This window comes from Streptomyces sp. NPDC033966, from assembly GCF_055575955.1.
The window spans coordinates 15928-39319 of record NZ_JBVIRQ010000004.1; the positions used below are offsets into that span (position 1 = coordinate 15928).

General features: G+C 71.9%; 21 protein-coding genes. 8 read left to right on the forward strand and 13 right to left on the reverse strand.

Annotation, left to right across the window (positions count from 1 at the left end):
- Positions 1-3: 3 nt before the first annotated feature.
- Positions 4-1287: a CynX/NimT family MFS transporter gene (locus ACZ518_RS12280; RefSeq protein ID WP_469112978.1), complete on the reverse strand. Its 1284-nt coding sequence runs from the start codon at positions 1285-1287 to the stop codon at positions 4-6.
- Positions 1288-1392: 105 nt separating this feature from the next.
- On the opposite strand from ACZ518_RS12280, the gene ACZ518_RS12285 reads away from it, so the two are divergent.
- Positions 1393-2070 (forward strand): FadR/GntR family transcriptional regulator, encoded by a 678-nt coding sequence (locus ACZ518_RS12285; RefSeq protein ID WP_469112979.1) that lies wholly within the window; start codon positions 1393-1395, stop codon positions 2068-2070.
- A gap of 15 nt (positions 2071-2085) precedes the next feature.
- Here the strand turns inward: ACZ518_RS12285 and ACZ518_RS12290 are convergent, their stop codons facing one another.
- The 3 genes from ACZ518_RS12290 to fabG all read right to left on the reverse strand — a co-directional run bounded on the left by ACZ518_RS12290 (position 2086) and on the right by fabG (position 4262).
- On the reverse strand, positions 2086-2529 hold the full coding sequence (locus ACZ518_RS12290; RefSeq protein ID WP_469112980.1) for a hypothetical protein: 444 nt from the start codon (positions 2527-2529) through the stop codon (positions 2086-2088).
- A 237-nt stretch (positions 2530-2766) separates the two neighbouring features.
- Positions 2767-3537 (reverse strand): enoyl-ACP reductase FabI, encoded by a 771-nt coding sequence (gene fabI, locus ACZ518_RS12295; RefSeq protein WP_469112981.1) that lies wholly within the window; start codon positions 3535-3537, stop codon positions 2767-2769.
- Between the two features lie 5 nt (positions 3538-3542).
- Positions 3543-4262 (reverse strand): 3-oxoacyl-[acyl-carrier-protein] reductase, encoded by a 720-nt coding sequence (gene fabG / locus ACZ518_RS12300; RefSeq protein ID WP_469112982.1) that lies wholly within the window; start codon positions 4260-4262, stop codon positions 3543-3545.
- A gap of 145 nt (positions 4263-4407) precedes the next feature.
- Between fabG and ACZ518_RS12305 the strand changes: the two genes are divergently transcribed.
- The 3 genes from ACZ518_RS12305 to tyrS are packed head-to-tail and all read left to right on the forward strand — an operon-like array spanning position 4408 to position 8685.
- Positions 4408-5970, forward strand: coding sequence for a TldD/PmbA family protein (locus ACZ518_RS12305; RefSeq protein WP_469112983.1), 1563 nt, complete (start codon positions 4408-4410; stop codon positions 5968-5970).
- Positions 5970-7364: a metallopeptidase TldD-related protein gene (locus tag ACZ518_RS12310; RefSeq protein ID WP_469112984.1), complete on the forward strand. Its 1395-nt coding sequence runs from the start codon at positions 5970-5972 to the stop codon at positions 7362-7364. Before ACZ518_RS12305 ends, ACZ518_RS12310 begins: the two co-directional genes overlap by 1 nt.
- Before the next feature lie 52 nt (positions 7365-7416).
- On the forward strand, positions 7417-8685 hold the full coding sequence (gene tyrS / locus ACZ518_RS12315; RefSeq protein ID WP_469112985.1) for a tyrosine--tRNA ligase: 1269 nt from the start codon (positions 7417-7419) through the stop codon (positions 8683-8685).
- A gap of 68 nt (positions 8686-8753) precedes the next feature.
- Here tyrS and ACZ518_RS12320 read toward each other — a convergent pair whose 3' ends face one another.
- A complete protein-coding gene (locus tag ACZ518_RS12320) occupies positions 8754-9032 on the reverse strand; it encodes a GlsB/YeaQ/YmgE family stress response membrane protein (RefSeq protein ID WP_469112986.1) in 279 nt (92 codons plus the stop codon).
- A 179-nt stretch (positions 9033-9211) separates the two neighbouring features.
- Between ACZ518_RS12320 and ACZ518_RS12325 the strand changes: the two genes are divergently transcribed.
- Together ACZ518_RS12325 and ACZ518_RS12330 are read left to right on the forward strand one after the other, a co-directional pair.
- The gene (locus tag ACZ518_RS12325) at positions 9212-9544 is read left to right on the forward strand and encodes a DUF3099 domain-containing protein (protein WP_469112987.1); all 333 of its coding nucleotides are present in this window, start codon (positions 9212-9214) and stop codon (positions 9542-9544) included.
- 138 nt (positions 9545-9682) lie between these two features.
- The gene (locus ACZ518_RS12330) at positions 9683-9919 is read left to right on the forward strand and encodes a hypothetical protein (protein ID WP_469112988.1); all 237 of its coding nucleotides are present in this window, start codon (positions 9683-9685) and stop codon (positions 9917-9919) included.
- A gap of 46 nt (positions 9920-9965) precedes the next feature.
- Here ACZ518_RS12330 and moaA read toward each other — a convergent pair whose 3' ends face one another.
- From moaA to ACZ518_RS12345, 3 genes are all read right to left on the reverse strand, one after another.
- A complete protein-coding gene (gene moaA, locus ACZ518_RS12335; RefSeq protein WP_469112989.1) occupies positions 9966-10955 on the reverse strand; it encodes a GTP 3',8-cyclase MoaA in 990 nt (329 codons plus the stop codon).
- A gap of 164 nt (positions 10956-11119) precedes the next feature.
- The gene (locus ACZ518_RS12340) at positions 11120-12763 is read right to left on the reverse strand and encodes a solute symporter family protein (RefSeq protein ID WP_469113462.1); all 1644 of its coding nucleotides are present in this window, start codon (positions 12761-12763) and stop codon (positions 11120-11122) included.
- Positions 12764-12765: 2 nt separating this feature from the next.
- Positions 12766-13131, reverse strand: coding sequence for a DUF485 domain-containing protein (locus tag ACZ518_RS12345; protein ID WP_469112990.1), 366 nt, complete (start codon positions 13129-13131; stop codon positions 12766-12768).
- A gap of 257 nt (positions 13132-13388) precedes the next feature.
- On the opposite strand from ACZ518_RS12345, the gene ACZ518_RS12350 reads away from it, so the two are divergent.
- Positions 13389-14933 carry a S8 family peptidase gene (locus tag ACZ518_RS12350; RefSeq protein ID WP_469112991.1) on the forward strand — a complete coding sequence of 515 codons (1545 nt, stop codon included), beginning with the start codon at positions 13389-13391 and terminating at the stop codon, positions 14931-14933.
- A gap of 78 nt (positions 14934-15011) precedes the next feature.
- Here the strand turns inward: ACZ518_RS12350 and ACZ518_RS12355 are convergent, their stop codons facing one another.
- Genes ACZ518_RS12355 through ACZ518_RS12365 form a run of 3 tightly spaced genes read right to left on the reverse strand, consistent with a single transcriptional unit; the run spans position 15012 to position 17678 of the window.
- Positions 15012-16055 (reverse strand): zinc-dependent alcohol dehydrogenase family protein, encoded by a 1044-nt coding sequence (locus ACZ518_RS12355; RefSeq protein ID WP_469112992.1) that lies wholly within the window; start codon positions 16053-16055, stop codon positions 15012-15014.
- A 28-nt stretch (positions 16056-16083) separates the two neighbouring features.
- A complete protein-coding gene (locus tag ACZ518_RS12360; protein WP_469112993.1) occupies positions 16084-16791 on the reverse strand; it encodes a lysoplasmalogenase in 708 nt (235 codons plus the stop codon).
- Positions 16788-17678, reverse strand: a complete 891-nt coding sequence (locus ACZ518_RS12365) for a sterol desaturase family protein (RefSeq protein ID WP_469112994.1) — start codon at positions 17676-17678, stop codon at positions 16788-16790. The genes ACZ518_RS12360 and ACZ518_RS12365 overlap by 4 nt, the downstream gene beginning before the upstream one ends.
- 93 nt (positions 17679-17771) lie before the next feature.
- Between ACZ518_RS12365 and ACZ518_RS12370 the strand changes: the two genes are divergently transcribed.
- The gene (locus tag ACZ518_RS12370; protein ID WP_469112995.1) at positions 17772-20852 is read left to right on the forward strand and encodes an NACHT domain-containing protein; all 3081 of its coding nucleotides are present in this window, start codon (positions 17772-17774) and stop codon (positions 20850-20852) included.
- Between the two features lie 27 nt (positions 20853-20879).
- Here ACZ518_RS12370 and ACZ518_RS12375 read toward each other — a convergent pair whose 3' ends face one another.
- Together ACZ518_RS12375 and ACZ518_RS12380 are read right to left on the reverse strand one after the other, a co-directional pair.
- The gene (locus ACZ518_RS12375) at positions 20880-22100 is read right to left on the reverse strand and encodes an amidohydrolase family protein (protein ID WP_469112996.1); all 1221 of its coding nucleotides are present in this window, start codon (positions 22098-22100) and stop codon (positions 20880-20882) included.
- Positions 22097-23389 carry an amidohydrolase family protein gene (locus tag ACZ518_RS12380; protein ID WP_469112997.1) on the reverse strand — a complete coding sequence of 431 codons (1293 nt, stop codon included), beginning with the start codon at positions 23387-23389 and terminating at the stop codon, positions 22097-22099. The genes ACZ518_RS12375 and ACZ518_RS12380 overlap by 4 nt, the downstream gene beginning before the upstream one ends.
- Between the last annotated feature and the right edge of the window lie 3 nt (positions 23390-23392).

Genomic DNA, 23392 nt, shown 5'->3' on the forward strand with positions numbered 1-23392 from the left:
CGTTCAGTCTCCCATGCCGCATTCGGCCTCGATCGTGCGGTCCCGGCCGGCGAGGACGCCGAGGGCGATCTGGGGGACGAGGAGGGCCGCCATCAGGGCGAGCGGGAGGTCCCAGCCGCCGCTGTGCTGGTAGAGGGTGCCGATGACCAGGGGCCCGGGGATGGAGATGAGGTAGCCGGTGCTCTGGGCGAAGGCGGAGAGCTTGACGACCCCGGCCGGGGACTTGGCGCGCAGCCCGATCATCGTGATGACGAGGGGGAAGGCGCAGTTGGAGATGCCGAGCAGCAGGGCCCAGGCCCAGGCTCCGGCGGCGGGGGCGAGCCAGAGCCCGAGGTAGCCGGCGAGGCCGAAGAGGCCGAGGACGGCGGCGATGGGGCCCTGGTGGCGCATCCGTCCGGCGAGGCCGGGGATGACGAAGGCCAGGGGGACGCCCATGACCATGGTGACGGCGAGCAGGACTCCGGCGGTGGAGGCGGAGACGCCCGCGTCGCGGAAGATCTGCGGGAGCCAGCCCATGGTGACGTAGGCGCCGGTGGCCTGGAGGCCGAAGTAGCAGGCCAGGGCCCAGGCGGTGCGGCTGCGGACCACGGAGGGGCCGGTCGCCCCGGTCGCGGCGGCGGGGGCCGCGGCCTTCTCGCGGCGGCCGGCGGCGGCGATGGGCAGCCAGGGCATGACGGCGGCGGCGGCGAGGACGGCCCAGATCAGCAGGCCGGTGCGCCAGCTGCCGCCGAGGGCCCCGGTGAGGGGGACGGTCGCGGCGGCGGCGAGGGAGGTGCCGGCGGCCAGGGCCATGGAGTAGAGGCCGGTCATGGTGCCGACCCGGTCCGGGAAGTAGCGCTTGACGATCACCGGGAGCAGCACGTTGGTCAGGGCTATGCCGGCCAGGGACAGGGCGCTGGCGGCGAGGAATCCGGCGGCGTTGTCGGTGAAGGGGCGGATCAGCAGGCCCGCGGCGACGGCGGCCATGCCGGCGCAGACGACGGTGGCCGGGCCGAAGCGGCGGGAGAGCCGGGGGGCGGTGACGCCGAAGACGGCGAAGCAGAGGGCGGGGACCGAGGTGATGAGCCCGGCGACGGTGCCGCTCATGTGGAGGCCGGTGCGGGCCTCTTCGAAGAGGGCTCCGAGGCTGGTGATGGCGGGCCGCAGGTTGAGGGCGGCCAGCACGATTCCGACGACGAGTACCGGGCCCAGCCACGTGGGGGCGGCGGGTGCGGGTGCGGGCAGGGCGGCGGAGCCGCCGCTCGCGACCGCCGGGCGGTTCATGGTCTGGATGTCTTCGTCGCGCATCCAGCCATCATAGAATCATGGGATGATTGGTTGTCCAGTCGTGGACCGTCCTGCACGGTCCCGTCCGTAGCCGCTCCGGCCGACCCCGAGGGGGTTCCACCCGCCATGCCGCTGACCTCGCCCCGGCGATCCGCGCTCGTCGACCAGGTGATCGCCCAGCTGCGGAACCAGATCACGTCCGGCGAGTGGCCGGTCGGGAGCCGGATCCCCACCGAGCCCGAGCTGGTGGAGCTGCTGGGCGTCGCCCGCAACACCGTGCGGGAGGCGGTCCGGGCCCTGGCGCACAACGGGCTGCTGGACATCCGCCAGGGTTCGGGTACGTACGTGCTCGCCACCAGCGAGCTGGCCGGGGTGATGCACCGGCGCTTCGCGGGGGCCGACCCCCGGCACATCGCGGAGCTGCGCTCGACGCTGGAGTCCTCGGCGGCCCGGCTGGCGGCGGAGCGGCGGACGGCGCGGGACCTCGTACAGCTGGACGCGCTGCTGGCGCGGCGCGAGGAGGCGTGGGCGAGCGGGGACGCGGAGCTGTTCGTGGCGGCGGACGTGGGCCTGCACATGGCGGTGGTGGCGGCCTCGCACAACGACGTGCTGATCGAGCTGTACGCGGACCTCGGCGACCTGGTCGCGGACTGGCTGCGGACGGACGTCGGCGCCGAGCTGAACCCGGCGGACCATCTGGACCACGCCCGGCTGATCGAGGCGATCCGGCGCGGGGACGCGGACACCGCCGCGGCGGAGGCGGCGGGCTACCCCTTCGTCTGCCTGGGCAAGGCCCCGGCCTGACCGGCAGGACACCTCTCAGGGGCCTTCCGGGGTGCGCTGGTGGCTCACCCAGGCGGTGCGGACCTCCTTCCAGCAGCGGCCGGTGAGCCGGGTGCGGCCGGCCGGGTCCAGGGGGACGAGGGCGGCGTCCCCGTCCACGTCCCACCAGCGCTCGCACTCGACGTGGAGGCGGAGCAGGTCGGTCTCGGGGTAGCCGTTGTGGCAGGACGCGACCACCGTGGAGCCGGTGATCCGTGTGTCGCAGTCGGCGCCGAAGAGTTCCCGGACGGGTGGCCGCGCGGGCCGTACGGGTGGCTCGGCGGGGATGTCGTCGAGGTCCACGACGGCCCGGCCGGCCGCTCCGGGGCCGGGCGCGGGTTCCCGTACACCGGGCTGGGCGAGGGCTCCGGGGCCCAGGAGGCCGGTCAGGAACACTGAGGTGACCAGCAGCGATACGGCTCGGCTCGGCCTCGCGCGCACACCCGCACCTCCTCCCCGAACACACCGGGAAGATCCCGGCATGGTCATTTTGCAGGTATCTGTCCCGGTTTTCGACTCGGGAAGATCCACCCCGGGCTCGGACATCCGATCGAACCGGGCCGCGCGGCACCCCCCTGAGGACCCCTCACCCACCGCCGCCGCACACGGAAACGGCGATGGCCGCGCCTTCCGGGAGGAAGGCGCGGCCATCGCCGCGGTACGGGGACGGGCCCGGGATCAGGCACCCATCGCGTGCAGGCCGCCGTCCACGTGGACGATCTCGCCGGTGGTCTTCGGGAACCAGTCCGACAGCAGCGCGACGACACCGCGGCCCGTGGGCTCCGGGTCGCTCATGTCCCACTCCAGCATGGAGCGGTGGTTCCAGGTGTCCGCCAGGTCGGAGAAGCCCGGGATGGACTTGGCGGCCATGGAGCCGAGCGGGCCGGCCGAGACCAGGTTGCAGCGGATGTTCTCCTTGCCCAGGTCGCGGGCCAGGTAGCGGCTGGTGGCCTCCAGGGCGGCCTTGGCCGGGCCCATCCAGTCGTACTGCGGCCAGGCGAACTGCGCGTCGAAGGTGAGGCCGACGACGGCCGCGCCCTCCGCCGGGAAGAGCGGCTTGCAGGCCATCGTCAGCGACTTCAGCGAGAACGCCGAGACGTGCATGGCGGTGGCGACCGACTCGAACGGCGTGTTCAGGAAGTTGCCGCCGAGGGCGTCCTGCGGGGCGAAGCCGATGGAGTGCACGACGCCGTCGAGGCCGCCGAGCTCGTCGCGGACGAGGCCCTCCAGGCGGGCGAGGTGCTCGTCGTTGGTGACGTCGAGCTCGATCACCTTGACCGGCTTGGGGAGCTTCCTGGCGATGCGCTCGGTCAGCGACGGCCGCGGCCACGCGGTGAGGATGACCTCGGCGCCCTGCTCCTGGGCCAGCCTGGCGGTGTGGAAAGCGATGGAGGACTCCATCAGCACACCCGTGATGAGGATGCGCTTGCCCTCGAGAATTCCGCTCATGGTGATCAGTGACCCATGCCCAATCCGCCGTCAACGGGAATGACGGCTCCGGTGATGTACGCGGCGTCGTCAGACGCCAGGAAGCTGACGGCTGCCGCGATCTCCTCGGGCTGCGCGTAGCGGGCGAGCGGCACGTTCGCCACGATGCCCGCACGCTGCTCGTCCGTGAGCACCTTCGTCATGTCGGTGTCCACGAAGCCGGGGGCGACCACGTTGAAGGTGATGTTGCGGGAGCCCAGCTCTCGGGCGAGCGAGCGGGCGAAGCCCACCAGCGCGGCCTTGGAGGCGGCGTAGTTGGCCTGGCCGGCCGAGCCCAGCAGGCCGACGACCGAGGAGATCAGGACGACGCGGCCCTTCTTGGCCCGGAGCATGCCGCGGTTCGCGCGCTTGACCACGCGGAAGGTGCCGGTGAGGTTGGTGTCGACGACGGACGCGAAGTCCTCCTCCGACATCCGCATCAGCAGCGTGTCCTTGGTGATGCCGGCGTTGGCCACCAGCACCTCGACGTTGCCGTGCTTCTCCTCGATCTCCTTGTAGGCCTGCTCCACCTGCTCGGAGTCGGTGATGTCGCAGCGCACCGCCAGCACACCGAGCGAGGTGAGCTCCTCCGGGGGCTCGCCCGAACGGTACGTGACGGCGACCTTGTCGCCGGCCTCTGCGAAGGCTCGGGCGATGGCGAGGCCGATGCCCCGGTTTCCTCCGGTGACGAGAACCGAGCGGCTCAACGGATCACCCTTTCGCTAGCGGTCTGATTAGCAAAAACCTATAGGCCGCGCCGGGCATCCGGAGAATCGGGCTCCGACAGGGCCTCGCGATCCGCTCTGTCGAGTCCCTACAGAAAAATGTAGGCACAGCCGCCCCGGCCGCGAAATGATCGGGGCGACCGGCCCCGACCTCGGGAGGACTTCCGTGGCCCATTCCATCGACGCGGCTTTCACCGCGCTGCCCCTGCGGGCGCTCGCCGACGCGGCACTCGCCCGGGCCCGCGCGCTGGGCGCCGACCACGCCGACTTCCGGCTGGAGCGGATCCGCAGCGCCTCCTGGCGACTGCGCGACGCCAAACCCTCCGGCGGCTCCGACACCACCGACCTCGGTTACGCGGTCCGGGTGGTGCACGGCGGCAGCTGGGGCTTCGCCTCCGGCGTGGACCTGACCATGGACGGCGCCGCCAAGGTGGCCTCGCAGGCCGTGGCCATGGCGAAGCTGTCCGCCCAGGTGATCAAGGCCGCCGGTTCGGACGAGCGGGTGGAGCTGGCCGAGGAGCCGGTGCACGCCGACAAGACCTGGATCTCCGCCTACGACGTGAACCCCTTCGAGGTGCCGGACGCCGAGAAGTCGGCGCTGCTCGCCGACTGGAGCGCGCGGCTGCTGGCGGCCGAGGGCGTGGCGCACGTGGACGCCTCGCTGCTCGCCGTCCACGAGAACAAGTTCTACGCCGACACCGCGGGCACCTCGACCACCCAGCAGCGGGTGCGCCTCCACCCGCAGCTCACCGCGGTCGCCGTCGACGGCACCACCGGCGAGTTCGACTCGATGCGCACGATCGCCCCGCCGGCCGGGCGCGGCTGGGAGTACCTGACCGGCACCGGCTGGGACTGGAACGCCGAGCTGGAGCAGATCCCGGCGCTCCTCGCCGAGAAGATGCGGGCCCCCAGCGTGCAGGCCGGGCGCTACGACCTGGTCGTGGACCCGTCCAACCTGTGGCTCACCATCCACGAGTCCATCGGCCACGCCACCGAGCTCGACCGGGCCCTGGGCTACGAGGCGGCGTACGCGGGGACCTCCTTCGCCACCTTCGACCAGCTGGGCAAGCTCAAGTACGGCTCCCCGATCATGAACGTGACCGGTGACCGCACCGCCGAGCACGGTCTGGCCACCATCGGCTACGACGACGAGGGCGTCGAGGCGCAGAGCTGGGACCTGGTCAAGGACGGCACCCTGGCCGGCTACCAGACCGACCGGCGGATCGCCCGGCTGACCGGGCTCGGCCGCTCCAACGGCTGCGCGTACGCCGACTCCCCCGGGCACGTGCCCGTGCAGCGGATGGCGAACGTCTCGCTCCAGCCGGATCCGGGCGGGCTCTCCACGGAGGACCTGATCGGCGGGGTGGAGCGCGGGATCTACGTGGTCGGCGACCGCTCCTGGTCGATCGACATGCAGCGCTACAACTTCCAGTTCACCGGGCAGCGCTTCTTCCGGATCGAGAACGGCAGGCTGGCCGGGCAGCTGCGCGACGTCGCGTACCAGGCCACGACCACCGACTTCTGGGGCTCCATGGAGAAGGTCGGCGGTCCGCAGACCTACGTCCTGGGCGGCGCCTTCAACTGCGGAAAGGCCCAGCCGGGGCAGGTCGCGGCGGTGTCGCACGGCTGCCCGTCGGCCCTGTTCCGCGACGTGAACATCTTGAACACCACCCAGGAGGCCGGACGCTGATGTCGCCGAACCGCACGAAGCCCCACGAGATCGTCGAGCGGGCCCTGGAGCTGTCCACCGCCGACGGCTGCGTCGTCATCGCGGACGAGGAGTCCAGCGCCAACCTGCGCTGGGCCGGCAACGCGCTCACCACCAACGGCGTCACCCGCGGCCGGACCCTGACGGTCATCGCCACCGTCGGCGGCAAGGAGGGCACGGCCTCGGGGGTCGTCTCGCGCTCCGCCGTCACAGCCTCCGACCTGGAGCCGCTGGTACGGGCCGCCGAGGCGGCCGCGCGGGCGGGCGGTCCCGCCGAGGACGCCCAGCCGCTGGTGACGGGCACCCCCGCCTCGCCGGACTTCACCGACGCGCCGGACGAGACCTCCTCGGCCGTGTTCGCGGACTTCGCCCCGGCCCTCGGCGAGGCCTTCGCCCGGGCCCGGGCGGGCGGCCGCGAGCTGTACGGCTTCGCCAACCACGAGCTGACCTCCACGTACGTGGGCACCTCGACCGGGCTGCGGCTGCGCCACGACCAGCCGAACGGCACCCTGGAGCTCAACGCCAAGTCACCCGACCGGCTGCGTTCCGCCTGGGCCGGCCGGGCCACCCGCGACTTCAAGGACGTGGACCCTACGGCCCTGGACGCGGAGCTCGCCGTGCGCCTGGGCTGGGCCGAGCGGAAGGTCGAGCTGCCGGCGGGCCGGTACGAGACCCTGCTGCCGCCGACCGCGGTGGCCGACCTGCTGATCTACCAGATGTGGTCGGCGACGGCCCGGGACGCGACGGAGGGACGGACGGTCTTCTCCAAGCCCGGCGGCGGCACCCGGATCGGGGAGCGGCTGTCACGGCTGCCGCTGACCCTGCGCAGCGACCCGAACGCGCCGGGCCTGGAGTCCACGCCGTTCGTGATCGCGCACAGCTCGGGCGACGACGCGTCGGTCTTCGACAACGGCCTGCCGGTCCCGGCGACGGAGTGGATCAAGGAGGGCGAGCTGGCCCGGCTGACCACCACCCGGCACAGCGCGGCGCTGACCGGGCTGCCGCTGTCCCCGTCGTTCGGGAACCTGATCCTGGACGGGGGCGGCGAGAAGTCCCTGGAGGAGATGGTGGCGGACACCGAGCGGGGTCTGCTGCTGACCTGCCTCTGGTACATCCGCGAGGTCGATCCGGCCACGCTCCTGCTCACGGGCCTGACCCGGGACGGGGTGTACCTGGTGGAGAACGGCCAGGTCACGGGCGAGGTGAACAACTTCCGGTTCAACGAGTCGCCGGTGGACCTGCTGTCGCGGGCCTCGGAGGCCGGGCGTACCGAGAAGACCCTTCCGCGCGAGTGGGGCGACTGGTTCACCCGGGCAGCGATGCCGCCTGTCCGCATCCCGGACTTCAACATGAGTTCGGTCAGCAAGGGCGTCTGATCCACCTAGACTGAACTCGGCATTTCCACAATTCGTAAGGAGTCGAGAGACCGTGACGGACATCGTCGACGAACTGAAGTGGCGCGGGCTGTTCGCCCAGTCCACGGACGAAGAAGCGCTGCGCAAGGCCTTCGCGGACGGTCCCGTCACGTTCTATTGCGGCTTCGACCCGACCGCGGCCTCACTGCACGTGGGGCACCTGGTGCAGGTGCTCACCGTGCGCCGGCTCCAGCAGGCCGGCCACCGGCCGCTGGCGCTGGTCGGCGGGGCCACCGGTCAGATCGGTGACCCGCGTCCGACGGCGGAGCGCACCCTGAACGACCCGGAGACGGTCGCGAACTGGGTGAACCGGCTGCGCACGCAGATCGAGCCGTTCCTGTCCTTCGAGGGCGAGAACGCGGCGGTCATGGTGAACAACCTGGACTGGACGGCGGGCCTGTCCGCCATCGAGTTCCTGCGGGACATCGGCAAGCACTTCCGCGTGAACAAGATGCTGACGAAGGACTCGGTCGCCAAGCGGCTGGACTCCGAACAGGGCATCAGCTACACGGAGTTCAGCTACCAGCTGCTCCAGGGCATGGACTTCCTGGAGCTGTACCGCCGCTACGGCTGCACCCTCCAGCAGGGCGGCTCCGACCAGTGGGGCAACCTGACGGCGGGCCTCGACCTGATCCACCGGGTCGAGCCGGCCGCGCACGTCCACGCGATGGCGACCCCGCTGATGGTCAAGGCGGACGGCACCAAGTTCGGCAAGTCCGAGAGCGGGGCCGTCTGGCTGGACCCGGAGATGACCACCCCGTACGCGTTCTACCAGTTCTGGCTGAACGTGGACGACCGGGACATCTCCACCTACATGCGGATCCTGTCCTTCAGGTCCCGTGAGGAGCTGGAGGCGCTGGAGGCGCAGACTGCGGAGCGTCCGCAGATGCGGGCCGCCCAGCGGGCGCTGGCGGAGGAGCTGACCACGCTGGTGCACGGCGCGGACCAGTGCGCCGCCGTGATCGCCGCGTCGAAGGCGCTGTTCGGCCAGGGCGAGCTGGCGGAGCTGGACGAGGCCACGCTGGCCGCGGCCCTCTCCGAGCTGCCGCACGCCCGCGTCGCCGAGCTGGCGCAGGTCGTGGACCTGTTCGCGGAGACCGGCCTGGTCGCCAGCAAGTCCGCGGGCCGCCGGACCGTGAAGGAGGGCGGCGCCTACGTGAACAACGTGAAGATCACCGCCGAGGACGCGGTCCCCGCGCAGGAGGACCTGCTGCACGGGCGCTGGCTGGTGCTGCGCCGCGGCAAGAAGAACCTGGCCGCGGTGGAGGTCACCGGCGCCTGACGCGCACGGGGCACGGCGAAGGGGCCGGCGCGGACACCATCGTCCGCGCCGGCCCCTTCGCCGTGCCGTCACACCGTGTGGCGTCTGCCGCCCCGCAGGGCCATGTAGACCATGTCGCCGAGGCCGACGACGACCACGGCTCCGGCGAGTTGCAGCAGGTGCCGGAGCCAGTCGACGCCCTTGGTGTCCTCGACGCCGATCCAGCGCGAGACGGCGTTGCCGAGGATGGCGCCGACGATGCCGAAGAGGGTGGTCAGCCACAGGGGCTGGTGCTGCTTGCCCGGCAGGATGGCGCGGGCTATGAGGCCCAGCACGAAACCGACGATGATCGCCCACAACCATTGCATGTCGAGCCTCCTCGTGGCGCGTTGTGCGCATGTGGGCCCAGTTTCGGCCCATCCGGCGTACGGCGCATTTCGGACACTCCCGTTCGGGGGACACCCCCTCTCCTCCCCCGGGCACCCGCGGCGTACCGTGGAGTGGTCCGGACCGGGGAGCGTCCGGCGGGCGGATCGGGCGGTGGAGCATGCAGCGGACGAAGCGGAACGGACCCGAGGTCTTCCGGATCACGGGGGCCCGGATGGGCCTCGCCGAGGACGTACGGGGGCGCCAGCGCCGGTACGTCATCTCGATGGGCATCCGGACCCTGTCGGTGGTCGCCACGGTGGTCCTGTGGAACGTGGAGCGCCATGTGGCCGTCGTGACGCTGGCCGCCGGTCTGCTGCTGCCGTACATCGCCGTCGTCATCGCCAACGCGGGGCGCGAGTCGACGCCCAATCTGCCCTCGAACTTCATCCCCTCCCCTGTGCGCCCGGCACTGGACTCGGGAAACCTCAATAAAAGCTCAGATCAATCATGAAGTTCCGGTGCACCCCACGGGGTCGTGCGTGACATACTGCCTACGCGCTCCGCATCCCCCGTCGGAGCGACGGACCGACGCCGGGCAGCTCCCCCCGTGGCTGCCCGGCGTCGCCCTTCCGTTTGTAGGCTTGGGGCCGTGACTTCTCCCGAAACCCCCACCTGCTCCGCCAAGGGCTGCCGCGACGCGGCCGTCTGGGTCCTGGCGTGGAACAACCCGAAACTGCACACGCCGGAGCGGCGCAAGACCTGGCTGGCGTGCGCGGAACACCGCGAACACCTCTCCCAGTTCCTGGGGGTCCGCGGTTTCCTGAAGGACGTCGTGAAGCTGGACGAGTGGGTCCAGCCCGAGGACTCCGGGCGCGAGCGCCCGTAGGCCCGGGCGGCCGCGCCCGTGGCAAGGCCGGGGCGCGGCCCGGGCGTCAGCCGCCGATCGCCGACATGGGGCGGTCGGGCTGCAGGAAGGACGGGTCGTCGAGTCCGGACCCGGCCTTCTTGCCCCACATCGCCACCTTCCACAGGCGGGCGATCTCCTCGTCCGGGGCGCCCGAGCGCAGCGCGGAGCGCAGGTCCGACTCCTCGGTGGCGAACAGGCACGTACGGACCTGGCCGTCGGCCGTGAGCCGGGTGCGGTCGCACGCTCCGCAGAAGGGGCGGGTGACGGAGGCGATGACGCCGACGGTGGCCGGGCCGCCGTCGACCAGCCAGCGCTCGGCCGGGGCCGAGCCGCGCTCCCCGGCGCCTTCCTCGGTGAGGGTGAAGCGGGTGCGCAGGGAGGCCAGGATGTCGCCGGCGGTGATCATGCCGTCGCGCTTCCAGCCGTGCTGGGCGTCCAGGGGCATCTGCTCGATGAAGCGGAGCTCGTATGCGTTCTCCACGGCCCAGGCGAGCAGGTCGGGCGCCTCGTCGTCGTTGAGCCCCGGCATCAGGACGGCGTTGACCTTGACCGGGGTGAGGCCGGCCTCGCGGGCGGCGGCCATGCCGTCGATCACGTCGTGGTGGCGGTCGCGGCGGGTGAGGGTCTTGAAGACCTCGGGCCGCAGGGTGTCGAGGGAAACGTTCACCCTGTCCAGGCCGGCGGCCTTGAGGGCCTGGGCGGTGCGCTTGAGGCCGATGCCGTTGGTGGTCAGCGACATCTTGGGGCGGGGCTCCAGGGCCGCGCACTGCTCCACGATGCCGACGAGGCCGGGCCGCAGCAGCGGCTCCCCGCCGGTGAAGCGGACCTCGGTGATGCCGAGGCTGGTCACGGCGATGCGGATCAGCCGGACGATCTCGTCGTCACTCAGCAGATCGGACTTTCCCAGCCACTGCAGGCCCTCCTCGGGCATGCAGTAGGTACACCGCAGGTTGCACCGGTCGGTGAGTGAGACGCGCAGGTCAGTGGCCACGCGGCCGTACGTGTCGAGAAGCACTGTGGGCCCCCTCCCTGTCCGGATCTAGAGGTTTCTTCAGTTCGAGCGTACGCGACCCGTGTGTCGTGGAGGGGTGCCCGAATGAACGATACGTAACGTGGCCGCGTCGTAGGGAAGTACGACGCGGCCACGCACGGTGTTCGTGCGGTTTCGGGGAGCCCCTGTCAGTGGGCCCCGGTGCCGGTGAGGGAGCGTACCTCCAGCTCGGCGAACTTCTGCGGGTCGGCCTCTTCCTTCGACAGGACCGTTCCCAGCCACCCCAGAAGGAAGCCGAGGGGGATGGAGATGATCCCCGGGTTCTCCAGCGGGAACCAGTAGAAGTCGGCCTCCTTGAACATCGAGGTGGGCTTGCCGGAGACGACGGGCGAGAAGAGGACCAGCCCGACCGCCGAGATCAGCCCGCCGTAGATCGACCACAGCGCGCCCTGGGTGGTGAAGCGCTTCCAGAAGAGGCTGTAGAGGATCGTCGGGAGGTTCGCGGAGGCGGCGACCGCGAAGGCGAGGGCGACCAGGCCGGCCACGTTCATGTCGCGGGCGAGGGCTCCCAGGAAGATGGCGACGGCGCCGATGACCACGGTGGACCAGCGGGCGGCACGCACCTCCTCCTTCTCGGTGGCCTGTCCCTTGCGGATGACGTTGACGTAGATGTCGTGCGCGAAGGAAGAGGAGGAGGCCAGGGTCAGGCCCGCGACCACGGCGAGGATGGTGGCGAAGGCCACCGCGGAGATGACCGCGAGCAGGACGGCGCCGCCGGTGGAGTCCGGGCCGCCGCCGATCTCCTGGGCGAGGAGCGGTGCGGCGGTGTTGCCGGCCTTGTTGGAGGCGAGGATGTCGGCCCGCTTGAGCAGGGCCGCGGCGCCGAAACCGAGGGCGATCGTCATCAGGTAGAAGGCGCCGATGATGCCGATGGCCCAGTTCACGGACTTGCGGGCGGCCTTGGCCGTGGGGACGGTGTAGAAGCGGATCAGGATGTGCGGCAGGCCCGCGGTGCCGAGGACCAGGGCGAGGCCGAGGGAGATGAAGTCGAGCTTGGTGAGCCCGTCCTTGCCGTACTTGAGTCCGGGCTCCAGGAACTTGGAGCCCTGGCCGCTGTTCTCGGCGGCCTGGCCCAGCAGGGCCGAGATGTTGAAGTCGAACTTCAGCAGCACCAGGAAGGTGATCAGCAGGGCGCCCGCGATCAGCAGGACCGCCTTGACCATCTGGACCCAGGTGGTGCCCTTCATCCCGCCGATCGTGACGTAGACGATCATCAGCAGGCCGACGAGCGCGACGACGGCGACCTTGCCGCCGTCGCTGGTGATGCCGAGGAGCAGCGAGACGAGCACGCCGGCGCCGGCCATCTGGGCGAGCAGGTAGAAGATCGAGACCACGATGGTGGAGGTGCCCGCGGCGGTGCGGACGGGCCGCTGGCGCATCCGGTACGCGAGGACGTCGCCCATCGTGTAGCGGCCGGAGTTGCGCAGCGGCTCGGCGACCAGCAGCAGGGCCACCAGCCAGGCGACGAGGAAGCCGATGGAGTAGAGGAAGCCGTCGTAGCCGAAGAGGGCGATGGCTCCGGCGATGCCGAGGAAGGACGCGGCGGACATGTAGTCGCCGGAGATGGCCAGGCCGTTCTGGAACCCGGTGAACTGCCGGCCGCCCGCGTAGAAGTCGGCGGCGTCCTTGGTCTGGCGGCCGGCCCAGACGGTGATGATGAGGGTGGCGACGACGAACAGCCCGAAGAGGGTGATGATCAGCGGGCGGTGCTCGCTCGCCCCGGCGGCGGCCGTCAGCCCGGGGACCGTGCTCGCGCTCGTGGTCATGCTCATGGTCATGCTCCGGCCTCCATGCGCTTCTTGATGGCCTCGGCCTTGGGGTCGAGCTTGGTCGCGGCGTGCCGCGAGTACAGCCAGGCGATCAGGAAGGTCGTCAGGAACTGGGCGACGCCGAGGACCAGGGCGACGTTGATGTTGCCGAAGAGCTTGGTCCCCATGAAACCGCCCGCGTAGTTGGACAGCAGGACGTAGAGCAGGTACCAGGCGATGAAGGCCACGGTGAGGGGGAAGGCGAAGGACCGGTAGGAGCCGCGCAGTTCGGCGAATTCGGGGCTCTGCTGGACGCGCGTGAACTCTTCGGCCGACGGGAGTGCCGGGGCCGGTCCCGCGCCGCCCGGCGGCGGCGCTGCTTCGGTGGTCACGGGGGGTTCTCCTTGTGACGCGGGTGCGGTGGGGACGACGGACAAAACAACCTCCGTGTGGGGGGACGGCGGTGCTGATCCCCCCTGTCAACGGCACGGCCAGCGTGTCGGGACGGTTCAACACCCGCTGATTCTTGGAGAACTTCTTTCTCGAACTCATGGCGCAAACAGGAACGTCAGCGCTAGGTTCGCGTGTCATGAACCCGTCCGCCGCGACCGCGCGCGGACGGCTTTTTCACGGATGATGTGGAGAACCCATGGCTCATCTGGGACACGGCCGCCGGCGGACTCTCGCCGTACCGGTCGGCCTGGCGCTCACTGCCTCGCTCGCCTTCCTGCCCTCGGTGGCCGCCTCGGCCGCCCCGCTGGGCAACACGGCGGACTCGGTGACGGCCGCGCAGCCCGCCGCCACCGGTCCGAAGCTGTCCTACGTGGCGAACCTGAACGTGTACGCCACGGCGACGGCGGCGAAGAAGGCCATCGAGCGGGCCGGTGGGACGGTGGTGACCGCCCATGAGCAGATCGGGGTCATCGTCGCGCACTCCGAGAACCCGGACTTCGCCAAGCAGCTGCGGGCGCAGCGCGGCCTCTTCACCTCGGTCGGCGCCACCCGTACGACGCCCCTGAAGGCGGTGCAGACCACCGAGGAGGGCACGACCCAGACGCTGAGCGCGGCCGACGCCGCGAAGGCGGCGGCGCAGGCCGAGCCGGGCCAGGAGCCCCTGGAGTCCAACCAGTGGGACCTGCGGGCTATCAAGGCCGACGCGGCGCACAAGATCAACGATGGCAGCCCCGACGTCACCGTGGGCGTCATCGACACGGGTGTGGACGACACTCACCCCGACTTGGCCCCCAACTTCTCCAAGGGCCAGTCCGCCAACTGTGTCGGCGGTGTCGCCGACACCACCGAGGGCGCGTGGCGCCCGTACACGAACGGCAGCGACCACGGCACCCACGTGGCCGGCACCATAGCCGCCGCCCGCAACGGGATCGGCATCGCCGGTGTCGCGCCGGGCGCGAAGGTCGCCGGCATCAAGGTGAGCGAGCCCGGGTCCAGCCTCTTCTACACCGAGGCGGTCGTCTGCGGCTTCATGTTCGCCGCCGAGAAGGGGATCGAGGTGACCAACAACAGCTACTACGTCGACCCGTGGAACTACACCTGCAAGAACGACGACGACCAGAAGGCGCTGGTGGAGGCCCTCTCCCGGGCCACCAAGTACGCCGAGCGCAAGGGCGTCCTCAGCGTGGCCTCGGCCGGCAACTCCAACCACGACCTGGCGGCGGACTCGATCGAGGACACCACCAGCCCGAACGACAGCACCCCGCTGCCGCGCACCATCGACCCGAAGGTCTGCCTGGACCTGCCCACCCAGCTGCCGGGTGTGGTCACGGTGAGCGCGACGGGCGACCAGGGCCTCAAGTCGTACTACTCCAGCTACGGCCTGGGTGTCGTCGACGTCGCGGCCCCCGGCGGCGACAAGTGGCAGGTCCCGGCCACCCCGGACGCCAACGGCCGTGTGCTGTCGACCGTCCTGGGCGGCGGCTACGGCTACAAGCAGGGCACCTCGATGGCCAGCCCGCACGTCGCGGGCGTCGCGGCGCTGCTCAAGAGCGCCCACCCGACGGCAACGCCCTCGCAGCTCCAGGCCATGCTGAAGGCCCAGGCCACCAAGGTCGCCTGCCCGGAGAAGATCTACGACGCCACCGGCAACCTGGTCAACGCCACCACCTGCACCGCCAAGTGGGGCCAGACGGCGTACTACGGCTCGGGCGTGGTGGACGCGCTCAAGGCCGTCCAGTAGCACCGGACGCGTGAACGCGTGCGGGCCGGGCGGGGTTCTCCCCGCCCGGCCCGTCCGCGTCGGTACCGCCCGCCCGGGTCAGGGCTTGATCAGGACCTTCAGCGCGCTGCGGTCGTCCATCGCGCGGTAGCCGTCCGGGACCTCGTCCAGGGAGACGGCCCGGTCGAAGACGGGGGCCGGGTCGATCGTGCCGCTCAGCACGTCCTCCAGCAGCTCCGGGATGTAGGCCCGGACCGGGGCCACGCCGCCGCGCAGGGTGATGTTCCGGTCGAACATCACGCCGAGGTCGAGGCCGGTGCCGCTGCCGTGCGGGACGCCGACGTAGCCGATGGCCCCGCCGTCGCGGGTGATGTTGACGGCGGTCCGCATGGACTGCTCGGTGCCGACCGCCTCGATGACGGCGTGCGCGCCCTGGCCGCCGGTCAGCTCGCGGACGGCGGCCTCGGCGGCCTCCCCGCGCTCGGCGACCACGTCGGTGGCCCCGAAGAGCTTGGCGATGTCCGTACGGGCGCTGTGCCGGCCCAGCGCGATGATCCGCTCGGCACCGAGCCGCTTGGCCGCGAGGACGCCGCACAGCCCGACCGCGCCGTCACCGACGACGGCGACGGTGGAGCCCGACCGGACGCCCGCGCCCAGGGCGGCGTGGTGGCCGGTGCCCATGACGTCGGACAGCGCGAGCAGCCCGGTCAGCAGGTGGTCGTCGGAGACGGCCGCGGCGGGCAGCTTCACGAGGGTGCCGTCGGCGTGCGGGACCCGGACGGCCTCGCCCTGGCCGCCGTCGAAACCGACCGAGCCCCAGAAGCCGCCGTGCACGCAGGAGGTGTACAGGCCCTCGGAGCAGTAGTCGCAGGTGCCGTCGGACCACATGAAGGGGGCGACGACCAGGTCCCCGGCCTTCAGGCCGGAGACGGCGGAGCCGGTCTCCTCGACGACGCCGAGGAACTCGTGCCCGATCCGCTGGCCGGGCTGCCGCGCGGCCTCACCGCGGTAGGCCCACAGGTCGCTGCCGCAGATGCAGGCGCGCAGGACGCGGACGACGGCGTCCTCGGGGCGCTGGATCGCAGCGTCGGGCACCTCCTCCACGCGGATGTCGTGCGGGGCGTGGATGACGGTGGCGCGCATGGTGGTGCAGCCCTCCGGAGCAAGTAGTTCAGTCTTGTATGACTTCCCTACCGTACGCCTGCTCGCGGGTGATCGCGCCCGTGGCCAGCAGGTACTGGGCCGCGAGGTAGGTGGCCATGATCCAGAAGTCGGGGCGCGGCAGCTGCGGCCACTCGGCGACCCCGGTCGCGATGAGGGTGTCGGAGAGCAGGAACAGCGCCCCGCCGGCCCCCGCCGCGCGCCCGAGGGCACTGGAGCGGTAGGCCATGGCGGTGAGCAGCAGGCTGTACCCGGCGACGGGGATCCGCAGGTCCGCCGGCAGGTCGGGCCACAGCAGCGCGACGGTCCCGACGAGCGCGAGGGCGTACGCGCCCCCGAGCGCGGGGCTGGTCCCGCCCCGGCCGAAGGGACCGCGCTTGTTGAAGAGCATGAGGTAGCAGACGTGCCCGAGGGCGAAGGAGCCCATCCCGACGAGGAAGGCGGGCTCGGCGTCGAAGAGCAGCGCGAGGTCCCCGCCCCACCCGAAGAGCAGGGCGGCGACCAGCAGCCGGGGGGCGCGCCGGGTGAGTACGTACGCCACCAGCAGCGGCATCAGCAGCGGCTTGGCGAGGACGTGCCCGAGGTGCCAGCCGGCCAGCAGCGAGCCGAGGTCCGCGGCGGCGGCCGCGGCGAAGCCGGCGAGCAGCACGCGTCCGGCGCGCCCGGCGGCCGCGGGCCGGACCGCCCAGGAGGGTGTACGGGTCCCGGCGGCGCTCACGCGGCGGGCTCCGGCGCCGTCGCGGCCCCGGCGGTCGGGACGGCCTCCGCCCGCTTGGCGGCCGGCTGCCAGCCCGGCCCCCGGAACACCCGCCCCGCGCGCTCGCGCCAGCTGTCGGCGGCGCGGACGTCGCGGGCGATGGCGGCGTACTCGTGGGTGGCGACGCGCAGCGGGTTGTGGGTGCCGATGTTCTTGGTGAGCCCGTAGACGGGCCGCTCCGTCTCCCCCACCCAGGACCCGAACATCCGGTCCCAGACGATCAGGATCCCGCCGAAGTTGCGGTCCAGGTAGCCGCCCTGGGAGGCGTGGTGGACGCGGTGGTGGGAGGGGGTGTTGAAGACGTACTCGTACGGCCTGGGCAGCTTCCCGATGCGCTCGGTGTGCACCCAGAACTGGTAGAGCAGGTTGATGCCGTAGCAGAAGGGGATCGCGGCCGGGTGCACGCCGAGGGCGACCATCGGGAGGTAGAACCACCAGGTGGTCGCGCTGGTCCAGGGCTGGCGCAGGGCGGTGGTGAGGTTGAACCTGCGGCTGCTGTGGTGGACGACGTGGCAGGCCCACAGGATGCGGATGACGTGGTGGAGCCGGTGCTGCCAGTAGTAGAGGAAGTCCTGGGCGAGCAGCATCAGCAGGGCGGTCCACCACAGGAACGGCACCCGCAGCGGGGTCAGTTCGTAGACGGCGGTGAACACCGCGACGACCGGGATCTTCCAGAGCAGGTCGAAGCCGATGCTGCCGATCCCCATGGTGACGCTGGTGACCGCGTCCTTGGCGTCGTAGCCGGCGGCGTCCTCGTCGGGATGGAGCCGGTAGCTGACCACCTCGATGACGGTGAGCAGCACGAAGGCGGGTATGGACCACAGCACGACATCGGGCAGATTTGGCATGGGCGCACCTTAGGGCGGGTTCCGGGGTGCCGCTAGGGGTTGTTACCGATCAGTATCCGACGGGGTTACCCGGGGTACAAGGGGGGAGGGCGCATGGCAGGACTCGAAACGGCCGCGTTAAGGGCGGCGAGCACCGTGCTGGGGTCGCTGTACCGGTCACGGCTGGGGCAGGTGCCGGGCGCGGGCCTCGCCGACCGCCCGGTACGGCCGGCGCAGCGCCGGCGCCGGCCGGCGGAGCTCGGCACACCGGAACTGCGCCGGCTCGCCGGGGAGCTGGCGCCCCGGCTGGGCGCGGCCGCCGCCCGGCTGCCGGAGCACGAACGGCTGGCGGCGCTCGACGCGGTCGCCGACGCCTTCGCGGCCGGGCCGGGACCCCTGGACGCCGGGGCCCTCTTCGCGGCGCACCTGGACCCGGCCGGGCTGGCGGCGAAGGTGCCCCTGCCACCGGCGGCGGGCCTGAGCCCGGAGGCCGAGGCCCTGGCCCGCGACCTGATCCGGCTGGCCTGCGTGCACTCCCTGGAGTACCTGACGACCCTGCCGTCGTTCGGGGCGCGGGCCGACGTGGAACTCGTACGCCGCACCGGCGCGCTGCAGCGGTCGGTGGACCGGCTGGCGGACCGCGCCGAAGGGGCGGCGCACGCCTTCGAGGAGCGGTACGCGCGCTGGGTGGCAGACACGCACGGGCGGCTCCAGCTCTTCGGCCTGACGACCGGCCGCGCCCGGGAGGAATGGCCGCTGGACCTCGCGTACATCAGCCTTTCGGTCAGTGGCGGGGAGCCTCAGCTGCTGCCGGGCGAGCCCGGGTCGCACCAGACCACCGTCAAGGCGGAACAGGCCCTCGGAACGGCCGACCGGGCACTGCTGCGCGGTCCGGCCGGCTCGGGCAAGAGCTCCCTCCTCCAGTGGCTCGCCGTCAACGCGGCCCGGCAGACGGGCGGTCCGTGGTGGAGCATGTGCGTCCCGTTCGTGCTGCGCCTGCGGTCGTTCACCACGGCGGAGTCCCTGCCGCTGCCGGAGGACTTCCTCAAGGCCTCCGGGGTGCCGCTGTCGTCCCCGCCCGGCTGGGTCGAGGAGCTGATGCTCAACGGCCGGGCACTGGTCCTGGTGGACGGGGTGGACGAGGTCCCGCAGCGACTGCGTGCGCGAACCGAGGCCTGGCTGCGCTCCCTCGTCTCGGCCTTCCCCCGGGCGCGGTACGTGGTGACCACGCGCCCGTCGGCGGTGCCGGAGGACTGGCTCGCCCGGGAGGGCTTCGTACCGCACGCGCTGCTGCCGATGGAGCGGGCGGACGTCGGGGCGTTCATCGGGCACTGGCACCGGGCCGCGCGGGCGGAATGTCCGGGCGAGGACCTCGACGCGTACGAGGCCTCGCTGCGGGAGGCCGTCTCCGCCCGCCGGGACCTGGCCCGGCTCGCGACGAACCCGCTGATGTGCGCGCTGCTCTGCGCCCTGAACCGGGACCGGCGGATGCGGCTGCCACGCGCCCGCAAGGAGCTGTACGACGCGGCGCTGGACATGCTGCTGGTACGGCGGGACACGGAGCGGGAGATCAGCGGGGTCGAGGGGGTCTTCCTGAGCCGGGACGAACAGATCCTGCTGCTCCAGCGGTTCGCGTACTGGCTGATCCGCAACGGCCAGGTGGAGGCGGGCCGGGACGAGGCCGTCGAGCTGGTGGCGGAGTGGATCGACGCGATGCCGCAGGTCCGCGAGCAGGGTGATGCGGAGCGGGTCTTCTCCCACCTGCTGATCCGCAGCGGGCTGCTGCGGGAGCCGGTGGCGGGCTCGGTGGACTTCGTCCACCGCACCTTCCAGGACTACCTGGGCGCCAAGGCGGCGGTGGAATCGCGGGACTTCGGCGTGCTGGTGAAGAACGCGCAGGACGACACCTGGGACGACGTGGTCCGGATGGCGGTGGGCCACGCCCGCCCGGACGAACGCACCCGCATCCTGCGGGGCCTGCTGAAGCGCGCGGACAAGGTCAAGGGCGTGAGGAGCCGGCTGGTGCTCCTGGCCGCGGCCTGCCTCGAACACGCCCCGGAACTGGACCCGGCCCTGCGGAGCGAGATCCAGTCCCGCACGACGGAACTGCTCCCGCCGCGCACGCCGGAGCAGGCGGAGGAACTGGCGAAGGCCGGGGAGCTCGTACTGGAGCTGCTGCCGGGGCCGGCCGACGGCCTGGGCGAATGGGAGGCCGCGGCCACGATCCGTACGGCGGCCCTGGTGGGCGGGGAGCGGGCGCTGGCGGTCATCCGCCGGTTCCGCGAGGACGTCCGCCCCAGGGTCACCGCGCAACTCGACGACGCCTGGGGCCAGTTCGATGCCGGCGAGTACGCCGAGGCCGTGCTCGCCGGCGCGTCGCTGGGCCAGGGGGCACTGACCCTGCGGACACGGCCACAGCTGGACCGCCTGTCGGCCCTCCCGCAGTTCGACCGCCTGCGGGTCTACGAGGTGGATCGGATTCCGCCCGAGGTCGCCTCCCGCCAGGGCCTGCGAGTCCTGTACGTGATCAACTCACCGGCCTTCTCCGATCTGGGGCCGCTGGCCGGACGCCGGGAACTGGAGCACATCGGCCTGACCAACTGCACGGCGCTGACGGACCTGGGGCCGCTGGCCGAGCTGCCGCTGAAGAACCTGTTCACGTTCGGCAGCCACCGTGTCGGGCTGGGCGTCCTGGAGAAGCTGTCGGAGCTCCGCTACCTGGGCCTGGCCAATACGGGCGGCCACCGGTCGGTGGGCGAGCTGCCGGGACGGCAGCAACTCACCAGTCTGTGGCTGTACGAGGGGGCCGAGGACCTCTCCCTGGACGGCCTGGAGCGCTGGCCCGGCCTCTCGTACCTGAGCCTTGTGGGGACCCGTCAGGCCGACGAGCTGCGTGCGATGGTCCGCCCGCCGGACCTCACCACGCTCCAGCTCCTCCACCACCACGCCCACGAACCCGAGGACCTGCTGCGGTTCCCCCGGCTGGACACCCTCTTCTTCTCCGACTGCCGGTTCGCCACGGGCCTGGGGGCCCTGAAGGAGCTGGAGGGCCTGACCACCCTCTCGTTCAGCGCGTGCGGCACGGTCGACCTCACCCCCCTCGCCGGGTTGCCGCAGCTGACCGTCGAGGTGCACCGGGACACGGTCGTGCGGGGCGCCGAGCTGTTCCCGCCGGAGCGGCTCCGGTTCCTGTAGGAGCCGCTCCGGCGGGAGGCGAGAGCGCTACCAGACCCGGACCGACGCCCCCCGGGCGAAGGCCGGGCTGGTGGCCTCGGGCGGGATCCGCGTCAGCGGTTCGGCGATCTCCGAGACCAGCGGGCCGTGCTTGGCCGCCAGCGCGTCCAGCAGGGCCAGGTCGAAGCCGTACACGCGGGCGGCGTTGCCGCCGGCCATCGCCGCGACCTCCTCCCTCGGCAGGCCCGCGTACGCGATCCGCAGGCCCTCGCGGGAGAAGGGCGTGGTGCCCTCGTCGTGGGGGAAGTCGCTGCCCCACATGATCTTGTCCAGGCCGATCCGTTCCCGCAGCGGGACCTCGTGGGGGCGCATGAAGCTGGCGCCCACGAAGCAGTTGTCGCGCCAGACCTCGCTCGGGCCCCGGCCCATGGACTCGGCCAGGCCGGCGCCGAACTTGGCCTCGGCGGTGGAGGACGCCGCGACCAGGCGGCCGTGGTAGTAGTCCAGCATCTCCAGCACTCCCGGGATCCAGCCGGAGCCCTGCTCCGTCAGGACCAGCTTGAGACCCGGGTGGCGGCGGAAGGCGCCGCCGAAGATCAGGTGCCAGAGGGCGCGGTGCGAGAACCAGGTGGTCTCCACCATGAAGACGGCCCGCGCGGCCGGTTCGTCGCCGAGCGGCGGCGACGCCGAGCCGCCGTGGTGGTTGACCGGGACGTCCAGCTCCGCGCAGACCGCCCAGATCGGGTCGTACGCGGCCGAGTACAGCTCCGGCACCGGGGAGCCCGGCGGGACGCCGGGGAGGAGGATGCCGCCGGTCAGGCCCGCCTCGCGGGCGCGGCGGATCTCCGCCACCGCCGCGTCCACGTCGTTGAGGAGGATCTGCGCGACCCCCGCCCGCCGCCCCGGCGCGTCGGCGCAGAAGTCGGCCAGCCACCGGTTGTGGGCCTGGAGCCCGGCCCACCTCAGCTCGTACTCCTCGGCCGTCGGCGGCTGGGCCATCAGCGAGGCCTTGGGGAAGAAGGGCGGGATGGTGTTCGGGAAGATCACCTCCGCCACGATCCCGTCTGCTTCGAGTTCGGCCAGCCGCCGGGCCGAGTTCCAGTTGAGGTCGGCCGAGTCGGCGAGGAGGTCCTCGTACGGGTTGACGTACGTGGCGGCCCAGGCGTCGAAGGCCTCGTGGTGGCGCTTGGCCAGGTACGGCCTGTAGTCGAGCAGGTCGGCGCCGGCGTGGCAGTCGGCCGAGATGACCGTGTAGCGGTCCTCCGTCATGACGAGACCCCCGTGACCGGGAAGTCCGCGCCGGTGAGCCAGTGCCGGCCGGTCTCGCGGGAGCGGGCCCAGGAGGCCTCCACCGCCGCCTGGTCGGGGCTCTGGCCCAGGTCGGCCGGGGTGGGGCCGATGCGGCGGGCGATCGGGGCGAGTGCCTCCGTGTCGAAGCCGAAGACCTCGGCGGCGGCCAGGCCCAGCATCCGCCGGGTCTCGGAGACCGGGATGTCGTGGAAGGTGTTCCCCAGCCAGTTGCGGGTGTCGGGCCAGGTGCCCTCGGGGTGCGGGAAGTCCGAGCCCCACAGGATGTTGTCCACGCCGATCTCGTAGCGCTGGGCGAGTTCCCGGCGCTTGGTGTTGGTCGCGCAGACGAACACCTGCCGGTCCAGGTACTCGCTCGGCGGGCGCTTCAGCTCCGAGAACGGCGAGAGCTTCTTGCCGCCGTGGGCGCCGAGGTAGAGGCGGTCCATGAACCACAGGAGGTTCGGCAGCCACCAGCAGCCCGACTCGGCCACGCCGAACTTCAGGCCGGGGTGGCGCTCGAAGACCCCGGACCAGAGCAGGAACCACAGCGGGCGGGCCGGCCACCAGGTGACCTCGGAGACGTAGATGCCCAGGTGGTCGCCGTACTCGTGGCGGGGGGCGGCGCCCGAGTGGGTGACGATCGGCATCGCCGTCTCGGCGGCGGCGGCCCACACGGGGTCGTAGCGGCGGTCGTGGTAGGGCGCCTGGTCCACCCACATGGAGGGGATCATCAGGGCGCCGAGGCCGGATTCCTTGGCCCGGTGGATCTCCGCGACCACCTTGGCCGGCTCGCCGGTGACGGGCAGCAGGGCGACCCCGCAGTGCCGCTCGGGATTCCGCCCGACGAACTCCGCCAGCCAGCGGTTGTGCGCCTGCGCGCCCCCCATGCCGAGCTCGGGGTCCTGGTCGCCGGAGAGGCCCAGGCCCACCCCGAAGGGGGCGGCGGTCTGGCTGTCGACGGCGTCCGCGTCGGGGAAGACGACCTCGGCGGCCACGCCGTCGCCGTCGAGTTCCTTGAGCCGCTGGGTGCTGTCCCAGCCGCCCTTGAGGCCTTCCTCGTGGTCGTGGAACCACTTCTCGGCGAAGGCCTCGTTGCGCACGCCGAGCCGGGTGGCCTCCTCGCGGCGGGCGTCGCGCTGGCCGAGGAACTCGTCGAACCGGCGGTGGAAGCGGGAGTCGAGGTAGGGGCGGTACTGCTCGGTGGGCAGCCCCGCGTGGCAGTCGGAGGAGATGATCAGGTACGGGTCTTCGTACGTCTCGTCAGGCACGTC